General features: G+C 66.5%; 12 protein-coding genes and 1 pseudogene. 6 read left to right on the top strand and 7 right to left on the bottom strand.

The genetic code is table 11. The features are described from left to right. Positions 1 to 18 precede the first annotated feature (18 nt). A complete protein-coding gene (locus tag ACZYY4_RS12635; protein ID WP_463810322.1) occupies positions 19 to 1047 on the bottom strand; it encodes a CobW family GTP-binding protein in 1029 nt (342 codons plus the stop codon). Between the two features lie 73 nt (positions 1048 to 1120). Next, positions 1121 to 1501, bottom strand: coding sequence for an ArsR/SmtB family transcription factor (locus ACZYY4_RS12640; RefSeq protein WP_463810323.1), 381 nt, complete (start codon positions 1499 to 1501; stop codon positions 1121 to 1123). Between the two features lie 88 nt (positions 1502 to 1589). Here ACZYY4_RS12640 and arsM point away from each other — a divergent pair, with 88 nt between their 5' ends. Both arsM and arsB read left to right on the top strand, forming a co-directional pair. Further along, positions 1590 to 2384: an arsenite methyltransferase gene (gene arsM, locus ACZYY4_RS12645; protein WP_463810324.1), complete on the top strand. Its 795-nt coding sequence runs from the start codon at positions 1590 to 1592 to the stop codon at positions 2382 to 2384. Positions 2385 to 2499: 115 nt separating this feature from the next. Continuing rightward, positions 2500 to 4015: pseudogene (arsB, locus tag ACZYY4_RS12650) on the top strand (ACR3 family arsenite efflux transporter). 34 nt (positions 4016 to 4049) lie between these two features. Here arsB and ACZYY4_RS12655 read toward each other — a convergent pair. Beyond that, a complete protein-coding gene (locus ACZYY4_RS12655; protein WP_463810439.1) occupies positions 4050 to 5033 on the bottom strand; it encodes a PE-PPE domain-containing protein in 984 nt (327 codons plus the stop codon). Between the two features lie 207 nt (positions 5034 to 5240). Here ACZYY4_RS12655 and ACZYY4_RS12660 point away from each other — a divergent pair, with 207 nt between their 5' ends. Together ACZYY4_RS12660 and ACZYY4_RS12665 are read left to right on the top strand one after the other, a co-directional pair. Further along, positions 5241 to 6185, top strand: coding sequence for an alpha/beta fold hydrolase (locus ACZYY4_RS12660; RefSeq protein WP_463810325.1), 945 nt, complete (start codon positions 5241 to 5243; stop codon positions 6183 to 6185). Between the two features lie 135 nt (positions 6186 to 6320). Further along, positions 6321 to 7295 carry a PE-PPE domain-containing protein gene (locus tag ACZYY4_RS12665; RefSeq protein ID WP_463810326.1) on the top strand — a complete coding sequence of 325 codons (975 nt, stop codon included), beginning with the start codon at positions 6321 to 6323 and terminating at the stop codon, positions 7293 to 7295. Between the two features lie 4 nt (positions 7296 to 7299). On the opposite strand, the gene ACZYY4_RS12670 is transcribed toward ACZYY4_RS12665, so the two are convergent. Continuing rightward, positions 7300 to 8802, bottom strand: a complete 1503-nt coding sequence (locus tag ACZYY4_RS12670; RefSeq protein WP_463810327.1) for a diacylglycerol kinase family protein — start codon at positions 8800 to 8802, stop codon at positions 7300 to 7302. A 100-nt stretch (positions 8803 to 8902) separates the two neighbouring features. Then, positions 8903 to 10342 carry an alkaline phosphatase family protein gene (locus tag ACZYY4_RS12675; RefSeq protein WP_463810328.1) on the bottom strand — a complete coding sequence of 480 codons (1440 nt, stop codon included), beginning with the start codon at positions 10340 to 10342 and terminating at the stop codon, positions 8903 to 8905. A gap of 560 nt (positions 10343 to 10902) precedes the next feature. Between ACZYY4_RS12675 and ACZYY4_RS12680 the strand changes: the two genes are divergently transcribed. Then, complete coding sequence (locus ACZYY4_RS12680) at positions 10903 to 12567, top strand: ABC-F family ATP-binding cassette domain-containing protein (RefSeq protein ID WP_463810329.1); 1665 nt, start codon at positions 10903 to 10905, stop codon at positions 12565 to 12567. Positions 12568 to 12639: 72 nt separating this feature from the next. Here the strand turns inward: ACZYY4_RS12680 and ACZYY4_RS12685 are convergent, their stop codons facing one another. Further along, on the bottom strand, positions 12640 to 13440 hold the full coding sequence (locus tag ACZYY4_RS12685) for a DUF1906 domain-containing protein (protein WP_463810330.1): 801 nt from the start codon (positions 13438 to 13440) through the stop codon (positions 12640 to 12642). Positions 13441 to 13540: 100 nt separating this feature from the next. Between ACZYY4_RS12685 and ACZYY4_RS12690 the strand changes: the two genes are divergently transcribed. Then, entirely contained in the window at positions 13541 to 14398 is an 858-nt protein-coding gene (locus tag ACZYY4_RS12690; protein ID WP_463810331.1) for a carotenoid biosynthesis protein, read from the top strand. Between the two features lie 74 nt (positions 14399 to 14472). Here ACZYY4_RS12690 and ACZYY4_RS12695 read toward each other — a convergent pair whose 3' ends face one another. Further along, positions 14473 to 15678: a PPE family protein gene (locus tag ACZYY4_RS12695; RefSeq protein ID WP_463810332.1), complete on the bottom strand. Its 1206-nt coding sequence runs from the start codon at positions 15676 to 15678 to the stop codon at positions 14473 to 14475. Positions 15679 to 15683 lie beyond the last annotated feature (5 nt).

Consider the following 15683-nt stretch of genomic DNA (forward strand, 5'->3'; position numbering starts at 1 on the left):
GGCTGGCTGCGTCTTCGGCTAAATGCTGCGTTGGCGCAGTCGCTGCAACCGTCGCATCCCGGCGGCGGCCACCTTCCCCGGGGCTGGGCGCAGTACCTCCTCGAGCCGTGCGCGGACTTCCTCGGTGTCGAGGTGCGTGCCGATCGCGACGAGGTGGCTGGCGCCCGCACCCGACGGCGCGGTCGTCACGTGGACGGACGTGCCGACGACGTTGACGAGGTAGTGGCGCTTGCCGATCGCGACGGTGCCCTTCATCCGGTAGACGCCATGAGGCGGTTGCTCGAGCAGGTCGATGAGCGGTCCCGGGTCAACGGCTCCGTTGCCGACGACGGTGACCGACGTGGCATGCACGTGGCCGTGGTGCTCATCGTGAGCACCGGCGGCCTCGTCGAGGAGCAGCTCCCGAAACGACATCTGCCCGGCCTCGTCACCGTCGTTGACGTCGTAGAGCAACTGTGGATCCACGCGTCCGGCCACCGCGCCCACCACGTGAGCGTCGGGATTCAGTTCGCGCACACGGGCTTCTATTCGACGAAGGGCAGCTGCGCGAGCATCCTCGTCGATCCGATCCAACTTGTTGACCACGACGAGGGAGGCCACGCCGTAGCGCGGAGGTGGGGCGGACGCCGTGTCGACGGTCTGGAAGTGCTCCGCTGCGTCGATCACATCGACAACACCGCCGTGGCGTATCCGATCCACTCCGCTGAACCGGATCACTCGCGATACCGCCGCCGGCTCGGCCACCCCGCTCGCCTCGATGATGATCGCATCGAGCGCGAGCTTCGGGTCGGTCAGCTTCTCCAGCGCCTCGTCAAGCCCGCCCTCATCCGGCAGGTGGCAGATGCATCCGCCGGCGATGGACACCGGTTCGTCGACCTGGCCGGTGACCAGGCCCGCGTCGACGTTCAGTTCACCGAAGTCATTGATAACAACCCCGATTCGCGCTCCCGGCGCCCGGAGGACGTGATTGAGCAGCGTGGTCTTGCCCGCCCCGAGGTACCCGGTGAGGGCGATGACGGGGATGGTGGGCGCGTTGCGATCGACCATCCGGCCATTATTGCCGTCACCGGGAATCAGTGCCGCGGCCAGCCGAACCCCAACGGGCCTAAACGAGCCGACGTCATCGGCCGGTGCGGGCAAAGACGCCGGCGAGTGCCTCCAGGGTGGCCGGCACTAACCGGTAGTAAGCCCATTTGCCGCGCTGGGTGCGCTGGAGCAGGCCGGCCTCGACCAGTGTTTTGAGGTGGTGCGACACGGTCGGCTGGGACAGCCCGACCGGGGCGGTCAGGTCACAGACGCAGGCCTCGGCTCCCTCGTGGCCCGCGATCAGCGACACCAGCCGCAGTCGGGTCGGCTCGGCCAGCGCTTTGAGTATGGCGGCCAACCGTTCTGCTGCCGCCGCGTCGAGCACCGTCTCGGTGATGGGGCCACAGCATGCCCCGAGATCGGCCACCAGCAGCGACCCAACGGCTTGCGCTGAGGTCTCGATCGGCGTGGGCATAAGCCCCAGTATGGCACACATTGACAGCCGTCGATGGGTAGTGCAGTCTGGATCCCATCGACGTCCGTCGATGGAAGGAAGTATCAAAATGACCGACACCGATAACGGCGAGCTGCGCGATCAGGTTCGTGCCAGCTACGGGGCGGCCGCCACCGCGATCAGCACCGGCGCCACCAACAGCGAGGTACTCACCGCGGCCAGCTGCTGCGGGTCGAGTGATGCAACCGACATCGGCGCCATCTTCGGCGCCGGACTCTATGGAGTCGACGAGCACTCCGAGCTGCCCGCCGAAGCCGTGGCAGCCAGCCTGGGCTGCGGGAACCCGACCGCAGTCGCCGACTTGCATCCAGGTGAGCGCGTCCTGGACTTGGGTTCCGGAGGCGGCATCGATGTGTTGCTCTCGGCACGGCGGGTTGGGCCGGCCGGGTTCGCCTACGGCGTCGACATGACCGATGAGATGCTCACGCTGGCAGAGACGAACAAGGCCAAGGCCGGTGTCACCAACGTCGAGTTCCGCAAGGGCACCATCGAGGACATCCCACTGCCCGACGCAGCAGTGGACGTGGTGATCTCCAACTGCGTGATCAACCTGTCGGCAGACAAACCGGCCGTGCTCGCCGAAATCTTTCGGGTTCTGGTGCCCGGTGGGCGGATCGGGATCGCCGACGTCGTCGCCGAGGATCACCTCACCCCAGCGCAACGGGCCGAGCGCGGTTCCCATGTCGGCTGCATTGCCGGGGCACTGTCCAAACAGGAATACCTCGACGGTCTCGCGGCAGTCGGGTTCGTCGACGCCTCCGTGGCTTTCACCCACCAAGTCGCCGACGGCATGCACGGCGCGATCGTCCGTGCGACCAAACCCGCAACATCGGTCGGCGGCTAAACCGACACGAAGCCGAATCGCATCGTCTGAACCGCCCCAACGTGACGTGGCGGGCGGGTGATCTACCGCCTGCCACAATGAATCGTCACATCGCCAGCACCTCGGGAGAGACCCAGTGAGCGACACCCTCGTATCGCCTGCCGCACCGTCGGTGGCCGGCAAGCTGTCCACCCTGGACCGGTTCTTGCCGGCATGGATCGCAGTGGCGATGGCCGCCGGCCTGCTGCTGGGCCGCTGGATTCCCGGGTTGAATACCGCGGTGGAAAGCGTTCAGGTGGATGGCATTTCGCTACCAATCGCGCTTGGCCTGCTGATCATGATGTATCCCGTGTTGGCCAAGGTGCGCTACGACCGCCTCGACACCGTCACCGGCGACCGCAAACTGCTCATCAGCTCCCTGGTGCTGAACTGGGTGTTGGGGCCGGCGTTGATGTTCGCCCTGGCGTGGCTGCTGCTGCCCGATCTACCCGAATACCGCACCGGGCTGATCATCGTCGGGCTGGCCCGCTGCATCGCCATGGTGATCATCTGGAACGACCTGGCGTGTGGAGACCGCGAAGCCGCCGCCGTGCTGGTCGCGCTCAACTCGATCTTCCAGGTGGTCATGTTCGCCGTCCTGGGCTGGTTCTATCTTTCGGTGCTGCCGGGCTGGCTGGGCCTGGAACAGACCATCATCAGCACTTCGCCGTGGCAGATCGCCAAATCCGTACTGATCTTCCTCGGGATACCACTGCTTGCCGGCTACCTCTCGCGCCGCCTCGGCGAGAAAACCAAGGGGCGGGACTGGTATGAGACCCGGTTCCTGCCCAAGGTAGGGCCCTGGGCGCTCTACGGATTGCTGTTCACCATCGTGGTTCTCTTTGCGCTGCAAGGCGATCAGATCACCAACCGGCCCTGGGACGTCGCCCGCATCGCGGTCCCGTTGCTCGCCTACTTCGCGCTGATGTGGGGCGGGGGCAATCTACTCGGCGCACTCCTGCAGCTCGGTTATGAGCGCACCACCACGCTGGCTTTCACCGCCGCCGGCAACAACTTCGAACTGGCCATCGCCGTGGCCATCGCCACCTACGGAGCAACCTCCGGACAAGCACTCGCCGGCGTCGTCGGCCCGCTCATCGAAGTACCCGTCCTGGTCGGCCTGGTCTACGTTTCCCTAGCCCTACGCACCCGATTTTCCCCTCCCGCCACGACCCCGCAAGGAGCCCTTGCAGATGGCCGGTAAACCCAGCGTGCTGTTCGTCTGTGTGCATAACGCCGGACGCTCCCAAATGGCGGCCGCGCTGTTGGCCCACCTGGCCGATGACCGTATCGATGTCCGCTCCGCCGGCACCGAACCCGCCGACCAGCTCAACCCAATGGCCGTGGCCGCGATGGCCGAACTGGGCATTGACATCACCGCAGCCACCCCCAGCGTGCTCACCAGTCACACGGTGCAAACCAGCGACGTCGTCATCACCATGGGCTGCGGCGACACCTGTCCCTACTTTCCCGGCGTCACCTACCGCGACTGGAAGCTGCTCGACCCCGCCGGTCAACCCCTCGACACCGTACGCAGCATCCGCGACGACATCGCCGGTCATGTCCAAGCCCTGATCGCCGAATTACTGCCAAGCACCCCGTATTCGAACTGAGGCCCGACGCGATCACGGTGATGGGTCGAAAACGTCAGACGTCCGTCGGGAACCAGTAGTCGAGGGTGTCCTCGACACCACTCCAATCGACGCCCAGCCAGTCGCCGAAGAAGCCCTCGATGTTGCCGAAGGCGCTGTAGACCGACGCCACCACCGAGTAGAAGATGCCCTCCCACCAGCTGCTGTCGATCAGTCCGTGGCCCCATGCGTTGAGCCAGGCGCCGAACTGATCGAAGTCACCGGAGATGTCGATGTTGGTGAGCATGTCGTCGGTGGTTACGGTGTGGTCGGCCACCTGATCGGGGGAGAGCCCCAGGTACATCATGTGTTCGTAGAACAGCCCGAACGCGGAGGTGGAGGTGGGGTCGGTGACCGGGTCGCCGGGGATCGTGTAATCGGTTACCGCGAACGGGTTGTTCGGAGTCTGGGCGCCAGACAGCAGAGCCGTGTCGAGGAAATCGGAGGACGACGCCCCGCCCATACCCAGCGAGGCGGTGTCCGCGCCAACCGGGTTGCCGATGAACACGAAGTGCAAAGCCTCCGGGTCGACGCCGTCATGGGCCAGCTGAGCCATCGCGATCGAACCGGCGGTGGCGCCCTGCGACCAGCCGAACACCCACAGCGGGTGATCGGCATCGTAGGCGTCCGGGTTGGCGTTGAGTTCGGCGTGCACCGCCCGAACGATCTCGGCGGCCCCGACGAAACTGCTGTGGCCTTGCTGGACCAGAGCCGGGGTGGTCAGTATCTGCAGCGGCGCATCGCAGCCGTCGGAACTGAAACCGATCACGCAGGTGGTCGGGTCGTCGCCGGCGTCGAAGCCCAGCGGCTGCAGGAACAGGTCGGTCGCGGTCTGGGCGAATGTCGGCGACGGCGTGGACAAGGTGGTCGGACCGACGAAGATCGCGGTGTCGGCCAGCAGGTTGACGTCGACATGCGTGGCGTGGACGAGTGGGGCGGCGAGCACCCCGCCTGCCACGGTGCCGGCAATCGCGATCGGCGCGCAGGCCTTGGTCAGCATCACTGGGCGCCCCTTCACCACTGGCCTGCGGCTATCCGGACCACGCCCCCAATACTGAGCGTGACACCCGCAGTAGTTAAAGATCAGACGAGTAAATCAAAAGTCGAACCTGAGGGCGATCATGGCAGGGGCGTCCGACGGAAGTCAATGGGCACTCAGCCAGGCAGGAGAAGTGGCCAAGCGGCATCAGCTCGCTAACCTCGATGTGTGCCGGACCCAACGAAACCTACTGCTTCACGTGGCGGCGATTCTCCAAGCCCGACCGCTCTCGATGTGCAGGGTTCCGGTGTCCAGCCGCCGGTTCCCACTTGGGTGCGCCGAGTGTTCTGGCTGCTGGAGCGAGTCGCGCCCGCAATCGGGTCGCGGTGGGCGACGGAGCTGTGGTGCACCCCACCGGTCATGGAGTCCAGCCTGCGCATGCCGCCCGGCGTCCCGCCCGGTCAGCCGCTGGAGGCCCACTGGAACGGGCACCGGATCGTGGGCGAGGCCTGGGGTGACGGGCCACCGGTCTATCTTGTGCACGGCTGGGGCGGGCGGCGCCCACACCTCGGCATGTTCATCAAACCTCTCGTCGCAGCCGGGCATCGAGTCATCGCGTTCGACCTGCCCAGCCATAACGAGTCCGATCCGGGCGCCCTCGCCCCCGGTCGCACCACCGCCATCGAGTGCGCCGAGGCGGTCGCCGCCATGATCCGGACCTACGGGCCGGCCCGTGCCGTGGTCGCCCATTCCCTGGGATCCAACGCGACCGCGTTCGCGGCGTCGTGGGGAATGACGGTCGGGCGGCTGGTATTCCTCGCGCCGATGGGCGAATTCCCGATCTACCTCGACCTGTTCGCTGAGCGCCACGGCTTCGGCCGACGGATACGCGCCGGCTTGCAACGACGTCTGGAACGTCGTATCGGCATGCCGCTGGAGGAGACCAACATGGTCCGGGTTGCCGAGCAGACCGACTATCCGCCGCTGCTGCTCATCCACGACCCCGACGACCCCGAGACTCCCTATGCGACGAGCGAGAAGCTTGTCGCGTCCTGGCCGGGCGCACAATTGATGACGACGACGGGACTCGGCCGGCTGGCGCATTTCCGAATCTTGAGGCATCGCCCCGCGATTCGCGCGGGGGTCGAGTTCATTGGTCCCGCCCCGGTTTGAAAAGGCTAGGCGACGGGCCGTAGGGACAATTCCCCGCCGCGGTGGGGGTCCGTTGACTCTCCTCACGCAAGAATGCCATTATCAGTTCTCAGTGTTTTGTCGACCAGCTCTTACATACGCCCTAGGTGTGTTGAAATGAACGTAACTAAAGCTTTCGCGCCGATCGCCGTCGCGAGCGCGATCGCCGGTGGCGTCGTCGTAACTCCCGTCATTCCAACGACTTTCGCGCGGGTGGCACTGCTGTCGGACACCGCGATCTTCGTCGGCGGGACCATGCTGACGACGCCGTCGGCGACATTCGCTCAGACCGCGGCCGATCTTTTCCTGCAACCACTGGGCTTCGACGCCGGCGACGACCCGACGGTGTGCGTCATCGGTGCCGCCGACTGCGACGCCCCGCTGCAGGTGCTGACCACCCCGGAACTGATCATGCAGGGGCACAGCAGTTTCGCTGGAGCGGCCGAGATCGTTCGGGCGGTACACGCCGAGCTCGACGCCAATCCGGGCGCCTACGATGCCGACAACCCGCTGTGGGTGTTCGGATACTCCCAGGGCGCGACGGCCGGTTCGATCGCGATGGCGCAGCTGGCCCACGACGGCGTCGATCCGGACGCTTTGCACTTCGTGTTCATCGGCGACCCGTCGAGTGCGACCGGTGTGTGGTCGGATCCCGCCGGCGCCACCACGACGTCCGACCTCTACGGGCTGCTGAACGGTTTCCAGACCCCGACCGAGCCGTTCGCCACCACCGTCTACACGTTCCCGGGCGACCCCGTCGCCGACTACGCGTCGAACTCCATGCTCGGCTTGTTCTGGGAGCACATGATGTATATGGGGCTCAGCCCCGATGAGGTCGCCGACCACACCGCGACCACCGACGGCTTGCTCACCAACATCGACATCTCCGGTGACATCGACCAGTTCAGCACCTGGCTCACCGCATTGGGCAGTGGGTTGATCGACAGCGGCGTATTGACGGGTCTGGTCAACTCCCTTGTGGAGTTCGTCTACGCCGCCTTCGGCAACATCGAGGGCTTCTTCACCGACTGGATGGGCATCGACTGGGGCGGAGTCGAGCAGACGCTCGACTTCTGGTTCCCGGAGAGCTGAGCCGTCACCGCGGGTCTGGAGGCATCGGCCGAAACACCTGCAGCGCTCGGTAGCACGCGGTGAATTCGGCCTCCGCGCAGGGGTTGTCGTCGACTTCCCCGTCGTGGGCGATCGGCACCGGCCCGTCGACTGCGGTGAACCGGAATTGTGGAACCCGCAGCTCGTGGTAGAGCCGGCTGCGCTGCAGTCGTCCGGTCAGCAATGCCGCCAGGATTCGCAGCGTGGACCACGGTCGACCGGTTTCCAGGATCCGCACGTCCAACAGCCCGTCGTCCATCCGGTACCGGGCGGCCGGCGCGAAGCCGTCCGGCTGATACACGGAGTTGCCGAGGAAGAACAGCGACGTCTGCAGCGTCTTGTTGTCGTAGGAGATCCGCACCGGCTGTTCGCGGCGCAGCGTCATCAGCATTGCGTAGGCGCTCGCCACCGGCTTACCGAGCTTGCCCTGCAACCGTTCTCGACGGCGGACGAAGGCCGGGTAGGCGCCGATGCTGGCCGTGTTGACCACGGTCGTCTCATCGTTGAACCGCACCACGTCCACCCGGGACAGGCTGCCGTCGGCGATGGCACGAATGGTTTTCACGGTGGTATCGCAGCCGATGTCCTTGGCGAAGTGGTTCAATGTGCCGCCGGGAAACACCGCCAGCGGCAGACCGCGCTCCACCGCCACGCCGGCCGCCGGAGCCACCGACCCGTCGCCGCCGGCGATCGCAAGTACTTCGGCGGAATCGGCCGCCAGGCGCAACGCTTCCGTCACATCGTCGTCGGGGCCGAGCTCGACGACGGTGAGGGCCGGCAGTGCTTCGCGCACCTGCTCGGCGACCTCGCCGGCCCGCCCGCCACCGGACCGGGGGTTGACCACCAATGTCACGCCGGCGCCGTCGGGACGCGCGGGGGAGGCGACGCGCAGGGCGTCGATGTGCGGCCGCGACGGAGACGCGATCGGCGGCACCAGTTGTCCTCCGAGCACCGCGATCGACGCGCCGATGCCCAGCCCGGCGAGCACATCACCGGGGTAGTGGGCGCCGGTGGCGATCCGGGACAGCCCGACCAGGCCGGCCAGCCCGGCGACAGGCAGACCCAGCAGGGAGTTCTCCAGCCCCACCCCGGTGGCGAACGCCGCCGCGCTCGCGGCGTGGCCGGACGGCAGCGAGTTCGACCGTGGCAGCCGGTGGGCGCGGCGCAGTAGCGGCACCAGCGTGACGTTGGGGCGCGCACGGGGCCGGATCCGTTTGACCACTTGGTTCGTCACCAAACTGGTGACCGCCAAGCTGACCGCCCCGCGCGCGGCGGCGCGCCGGGCGGCCGGGCCGCCGGCCACGCCCATGGCAGCTGCCAGAGCCAGCCACAACTTCGAGTGGTCGGCGGCGCTGGTCAACCTCGGCATGGTGGTGTCGAGCAGTCGGCTGGGTGAGTGCGCGATCGCCTCGAACACCTCGGCGTCGAGTTCGCCCAGGCCTTCGGTGATCCGACGCAGCCCGGAACGTCGGCGCCGCAAGGGCGTCATCGGTAGCTGACCACGGCAGTCGGTCCTCCGTCCGCCGGCGCCGCTGCAGGTGCCGGATGGAACCTCTATACCCGATTACCGGCGGAGAAACTCAGAGCGGTCAGCCCAGCAGCGCGTTGAAGTCGAGCAGCGACGCCAGGTCGAAACTGCCCTCGTCCGGGCTGAGCCAGTTGTGGTCCCCCAGCAGGGTGTCCAACAGTGACGCCTCGGCACCCCCCGGCGGCGGCAGCGGTGGGTCGGTCGGCGCGATGACCCCCGCGCCGGTCAGGTGCGCGACCGCCTGGGCCAGCGACTCGGTGGCGCCCACCATGAGGCCGCCGGTGAACTGGACGACCTGCTGGGTGAGTTCGGCCAGCCCGCTGATCAGGAAGATGTCCTGATCGACGATCGTCTGCAGGTAGTTGTCGAAATCGGTCAGATATTTGTCGAGGAAGTAGGGGATGGAGGTGAACACCGTACGGATGGCCAGGGTGATGTCGTTGCCGATATTCGGATAGCCGTACATCGAGATCGCGTCGAGCAGCGATTGCTTGAGATCGGTGGGATCGACGATGCTGTTCAGGATGGCCGGGTCGATGTTCATCGGAGCGCCGTCGAAGTCCGACCGCATCGGGGCTCCGAAAAGTGCCAAGATCGTGGGCGTGATGTCGGCAATGGAATAGTTCAGGTTCTGGCTGCCATCGGTCGCGTCGTGGCCGGCTTGATCGAAGATGACGAACTGCGATGTCTCGTTGGGTGACTGGAAGCCGTGACCGAAGCCCAGCGACTGCTGGTGACCGTGGTCGGTGGTGATGATGATCGACCAGTCGTCACCGGTGGCGGCCTTGGCCTGGGCGACCGCGGCCAGGATCTGCTGGATGTTGGCCCCGACGTTCATGACGGCCTGGGCGTACTCTTGCGACCCGCCGCCGAACCCGTGTCCGGCCTCGTCGACCTGCACCTGGTAGGAGAACATGAAGGTGTCGATGTTCGGGTTGGTGGTGGTCGCCAGGATCTGGGCGATGGTCGCCGAGGTGACCGCCGCGTCGGTGCCGGCCCAGCTGTCCTGGAACGGGATGTAGAGATTGTTGTCGGCTCCGTAGCCGCCCGCGCCGCCGATGCCGTTGATGTAGTCCCAGTCGGCGATCACCGAGGTCTCGATGTCCGGGTTGTGGTACTCGAGCAGGTTGAACACCGTCGGCCATGATTTGTACGGTTCGGGGTCGAACAGGTTGTTGATCACACCGTGCTTGTCGTCCCACACTCCGGTGAGGATCGTCGACCAGGATGGACCGGAGATCGTGGTGTGGTTCACCTCGGTTGTGGCTCCGGTGATGCTTTGGTCCATCGCCGTCTTGAAGCCGCTGTCGTCGCCGTAGGCGTACTGCAGGATCTTGTCGAGGTTGGTGCCGTCGGTGCCGATCAGCAGCACGTGCTCCGCGGCAAGCATCCAATCGGCCGTCAGCGCGGACAGCCCCGCCGGTGTCCCGACCGCCGCCCCCGTCCCGGCAACCAGGCCGGCGACGGTCGCACCACACAGGAACTTCTTGATTGTTGTCACGGTCGGTTCCCTCATTGAAGTTGCGCAGATCGATTTGCGCGATACTAGCAGACGCCCAGGGAAAACTCAGGTTGTCCCCCTAAATCGCTAATACATCCACATCGATACTGAAAAAACACCATGGAGCGGAATCTCGCTCACAGCGGCGACGAACCTTGTCCACAGGGTCGTAGATGCGCCGGTGCGGGACATCGCGGAGGGGTGGATCCGCAGGCCCGGACGCAGGCGCGCCTTGAGCGCGTAGCCCAAGCCGCTGTGGACGCCTCCCGGAAAGGCCAGGGTCACCACGTCGCGCGTTGACGGCGACCGAGCGGTACGGCTAACTTGGTCACGATCGTGGCAAGGCCGTCGACTTACGCCGGCCGCCGTAGGTCGACCGTCGACCAACCGAAGTCATCACAGACAGGAGCCGACTCATGGCGTCAGCGAGCCTGGGCGTCTGGACATGCATTGCGTGCGTCGTGATGCTCACCGTGGCACTGTTTTTGTCGACGAACTCGTAGTCAAGCCGTCCACCGCCTCCCTGGGTTGGCAGAACCGAACACGTTTGTAGCGACCCGATGACCGCAACGCTTGTCGCGAAGAATGTGGCCGGCGGATTCGCCCATCGCACCCTCTTCGAGGGGCTCGACGTGACGGTGGCACCGGGCGACGTAGTCGGAGTCGTGGGCGCTAACGGCGCTGGCAAGAGCACACTGCTGCGGATCCTGGCCGGGGATCTCGAACCGCTCGACGGCGCGGTCAGCGTCGCACCGGCCGACGCGTTCGTCGGGTGGCTGCCGCAGGAGCATGAACGGATCCCCGGGGAGACCGTCGTCGGCTATGTCGCACGCCGTGCGGGATGCACCGCCGCGACGCAGGCGATGGAGGCGGCGGCCGCAGCCTTGGCCGACCCGGCTCAGTGCCCAGCGGATTCGGATCCAGCAGACATCTACGGTGCGGCGCTGGATCACTGGCTCGCAACTGGCGCGGCGGATCTCGACGAACGGTTGCCGGCAGTACTGGCCGACCTGGGACTCGACTCGGATGCGCTGCGGCCGGAGTCGACCCCGATGACCGCGTTGTCGGGTGGGCAGGCCGCTCGAGTGGGCTTGGCGGCACTGATGGTGTCGCGGTTCGACATCGTGTTGCTCGATGAGCCGACCAACGACCTCGACCTCGACGGACTCGCCCGACTGGAGAGCCTCGTCCGCGAACTTCGAGGTGGTGTGGTGCTGGTCAGTCACGATCGGGAGTTTCTCGCCCGCAGCGTAACCCGCGTCCTGGAACTGGATTTGGCCCAGAACACCACCACTGTCTTCGGCGGTGGGTACAACAGCTATCTGGAAGAGCGTGAGGTCGGCCGCCGGCACCGGCGCGAGCAATACGAGGAGTTCGCCGAGAAGAAGGCCGACCTGGTGGCGCGCGCCCGCACTCAACGGGAATGGTCGAGCCAAGGTGTGCGCAACGCGATGCGCAAGGCTCCCGACAACGACAAGATCCGGCGACGCGCGGCCACCGAGTCCAGCGAGAAGCAGGCGCAGAAGGTGCGTCAGATGGAGAGCCGCATCGCTCGCCTGCAGGAGGTGGTCGAACCCCGGAAAGAATGGACACTGGAGTTCACCATCGGAGCCGCGCCACGGTCGAGTTCGGTCGTCGCGACGCTGGACAACGCTGTTGTGCGGCAAGGCGATTTCGTTCTGGGGCCGGTGTCGTTACAGGTCGACGCCGGTGAGCGGATCGGTATAACCGGACCCAACGGAGCCGGAAAGTCGACCCTGCTGCGGCTACTGCTTGGCCGCCAGCGGCCCGATCAGGGGCGTGCGAGTCTGGGCGCCAGTGTCGCGATAGGCGAGATCGACCAGGCCCGAGCGGCTTTCACCGGCGCTGGGCGACTCGTCGATCGCTTCGAGCAGCGGGTGCCGGCATGGCCGACCGCCGACGTGCGAACCTTACTTGCCAAGTTCGGGCTGCGCGCCGACCACGTGGAACGAGCTGTCGACGAGCTCTCGCCCGGTGAGCGAACCCGCGCAGGCCTCGCGTTGCTGCAGGCGTGCGGCACCAATGTGCTGGTACTCGATGAGCCGACGAACCATCTCGACCTCGCCGCCATCGAGCAGCTCGAGCAAGCCCTCGAGACCTATGACGGCGCGCTCCTGCTGGTGACACACGACCGCCGGATGCTGCAGAACGTTCGGTTGGATCGCACGTGGCGGGTCGACAACGGGCGAGTCGCAGAGTTGTAGCCGCAGCGGTCGCCGGCCTTCTCCTCAAGAGATCGCGTCCCGCCGACCACTACATTGATTGCGGCCCCGGCCTCACGGGTGTAGGTTCCACTGCCCGCAGTCCTGGGCCAGCACGTCGCTGACGTCGACCTCGATGCCGCCGACCACCGGGCCCGGTGTCGACGCGGTACTCACGATGCGCTGGTAGAGCACCGCTGCGGGGTCCACCTGACCCTTTGACCAGGACCGGGTCTGCCACGCCCAGCGATGCCCCGGCGTGCGCGAGTTCCCGATGACACCGTCGGCAGCCGCCCACCGGCACGCATTGATGCCACCGTAAACTCCGGTTCGCTGCACTCCCAGCACCGAGTTGATTCCCCGAAACCACTGCAGCGCCACCGTGTTCCAGGTGTCGCGATTGATGTCATCGTCGACGCTGAAGAAGACCGGTGCACTGCGGCCACCACCTGCCGCGGTGTGCAGATGCCAGGCGGTCTGCGCATCGCTGACGCCGCCGGCGAACCCGCGGGTGAAGTCCGACGGTGCGGTGCCGCCCGGCTTGCCGTACTGGTAGTTGCTGACGATCACCAGCCCAGCGGCGGTCAGCGACTCGGCGTAGGGACGGGTGATCGGCTTGGCGCCGAAGGACGAGCCGGGACGCGACGTCGACACGTAGTTGATCACCCCGGCATGGCCGGCGGCCCGGATGTCCTGCGCGGGGATCTGGCGCATGGCGTAGTCGATCAACGTGGGAGCGGCGGCCGACGCCGTGGGTGCGCCGGCCCCCGCGCCCGCCGCAGCGAGCCCGGCGAGCGCCGCCGCGGATGCGTACCGCAGCGCGTCACGACGGGAAATAGGGCGCCGAGGCTGGTCGGTCCTCGGGAAATCCTGCATCGGCCGATGTTAACAATGTGGCTGCTGTTAACGGTGTAGCCTCGCCGTGCCCGCTCGATCTATCGCCCGCGCGCGCCGGGGTGCTGTATACGATGCGTCTGTGTCGACGCGCGCTCGGTGGCAGATGTTTGGCGGCTGGTGCATCGTTGCGCTGTGGTCCGCCGCGACGATGACGGCCGCGCTGAGCTCCGGATCCCCGATACATGCTGCCGCCGAGGCTGTCTCGGGCGGCGCACTGGCCGCGTTCGTGTTGTTCCATACGCTCACGTTGTACAAGCCGGTCGGAGTCATTGGCTACTTCACCATCGCGCTGGTCGTGTCGTTCGGATTCGAGGCGTGCAGTGTCGCGACCGGCTTTCCCTTCGGCTCCTACGTTCATCACCTGGAAGGACCCCGATTGCTCGGGGTGCCGTTCGTGGTGGTGCTCGGTTGGGTGGTTCTGGCCTGGTTGGCGTGGATGCTGGCCCGGGTGATCGTGGGCGAGTACGCCAACCGCCGCTTGCAGGTGGTGGTGACGCCCGTCGTCGCCACCCTGATCCTCGGCGGATACGACTTGGTGATCGATCCGATCACGGCCTATGCCCGCGGCCTGTACTCCTATGCGTCACCGAGTGGCGCCCTCGGAGTTCCGCTGAGCAACTATTTCGGTTGGGTGATCACGGGATGGGTGCTGTTCCAGATGTTCTCGTTGGTCGAGCGGCGGTGGCGCCGGGTACCTGCCGCGTCGGCCCGATCGGTTCTGTTGGCACCGGCGGTCATCTGGTTCGGACTGGCACTGCAGGTGAACCTCGAGATGCTGCGCGTTGGTGATGCCTCGGCGACAATCCAGGGCGGCAGGTCTGTGCCATTGTCTGATATCTACGAGACATCCTCTGCGACGGCGTGGTTCACGATGGCCCTGGTGGCGGTTGTCGCCGCAGCGCGGGTATGCCAAGGCAAGCTGGAGAGCGCCGCCTAGAGCACGCACCGCACGGCGGCGACTCCGTTCCGTCTTTGTTGCGAGGGACGCCAGTCGATGCGCAATCGGCATGCCTACCCGACCACGGTGGGACGCGGCATGACGGTGAGCTTGACGCCATAGCGCGGCGTACCGAAACCGCCGCTGCGCCCGCCGCCACCCGAGGGCACCGGGGGAGGCATCGCGGTCATCGACCTGCTCTCCGGGTTGACTGTCCAGCCGCTGCCCGTTCCGGCGGTGGGAGCAGCCGCCGGGGTAGCGGCTGCCCAGCTGGGCGGCGCGGACAACGATCCGACCAGGGTGGCTCGGCCCACGCCGGCCGACACCGGGGAGCCTGCGCCGCCGACAGCGCGGCCGGCGCTCTCCGCCCCGGCTGTTGCCGTGGACGCCAGTGTCATGCCTGGCGTGGCGTCGAGCCCGCCACGGGAAAGGGCAACTGCGCCTCCATCCATACCTCGTGCCAGAAACCCGAGCGTGGCCAGGCCCGACATGCCCTCGATGTTCCCGCCAGGGTCGAAGATTCCGGTTGCGGCAATCGTGTTCCACAACTGGGCATTGATATTCAAGCCGGACCCGTCGTCGTGGCCCCACGTTCCGTCGAAGAGGCCGTCGAAGAATTTCGTCCAGTGCCAATCGGGATCCGACGGCCGCGTACCGTCCGCCGGTGAGGCCATGTTCCGTAAGGCGTTCGGCACCTGAGAGTGCGTTTTGGCGGCGTCGGGACTGGCGCCGGCCGGCCCGTCTTCCCCTTCCGACCTGGTGGTTTCCGGCGCAGCGGGGAATGGGCTCAGTTGTGTGGCGGTGGCCGACGCGGCGGCGTAGCGGTACATCGCGACCGCATCCTGTGCCCACATCTGACCGTAGCGGGCTTCGGTCGCCGCAATAGCGGGGGTGTTCTGTCCCAGAGCGTTGGTCTTGACCAACGCCGTCATCAGCACACGGTTGGTCGCAATGGCCTGCGGCGGCACCGTCATTGCGTAGGCCGACGCATGGGCATCGGCGGCGGAATAGGCCTGCGCCGCAGTCTGCTCAGCCTGCTCGGCGGTCACGCTCATCCACGTCATGTATGGCTCGGCTGCGGCCATCATCGCCGACGCGGAGGGCCCCCACCAGCCTTGACTGGCGAGACCCGTTACCAGCCATTCGAAAGAATTTGCCGCCGAACGCAATTCTGCTGCCAGCAGGTTCCAGGACGACGCGGCGGCGAGCATCGGCCCGGACCCGGGTCCGGCGTACATCCGCGCCGAATTGACCTCCGGTGGAAGCGATCCGTAATCCATCACCC

This window comes from Mycobacterium sp. IDUB_21 (genome assembly GCF_055419425.1).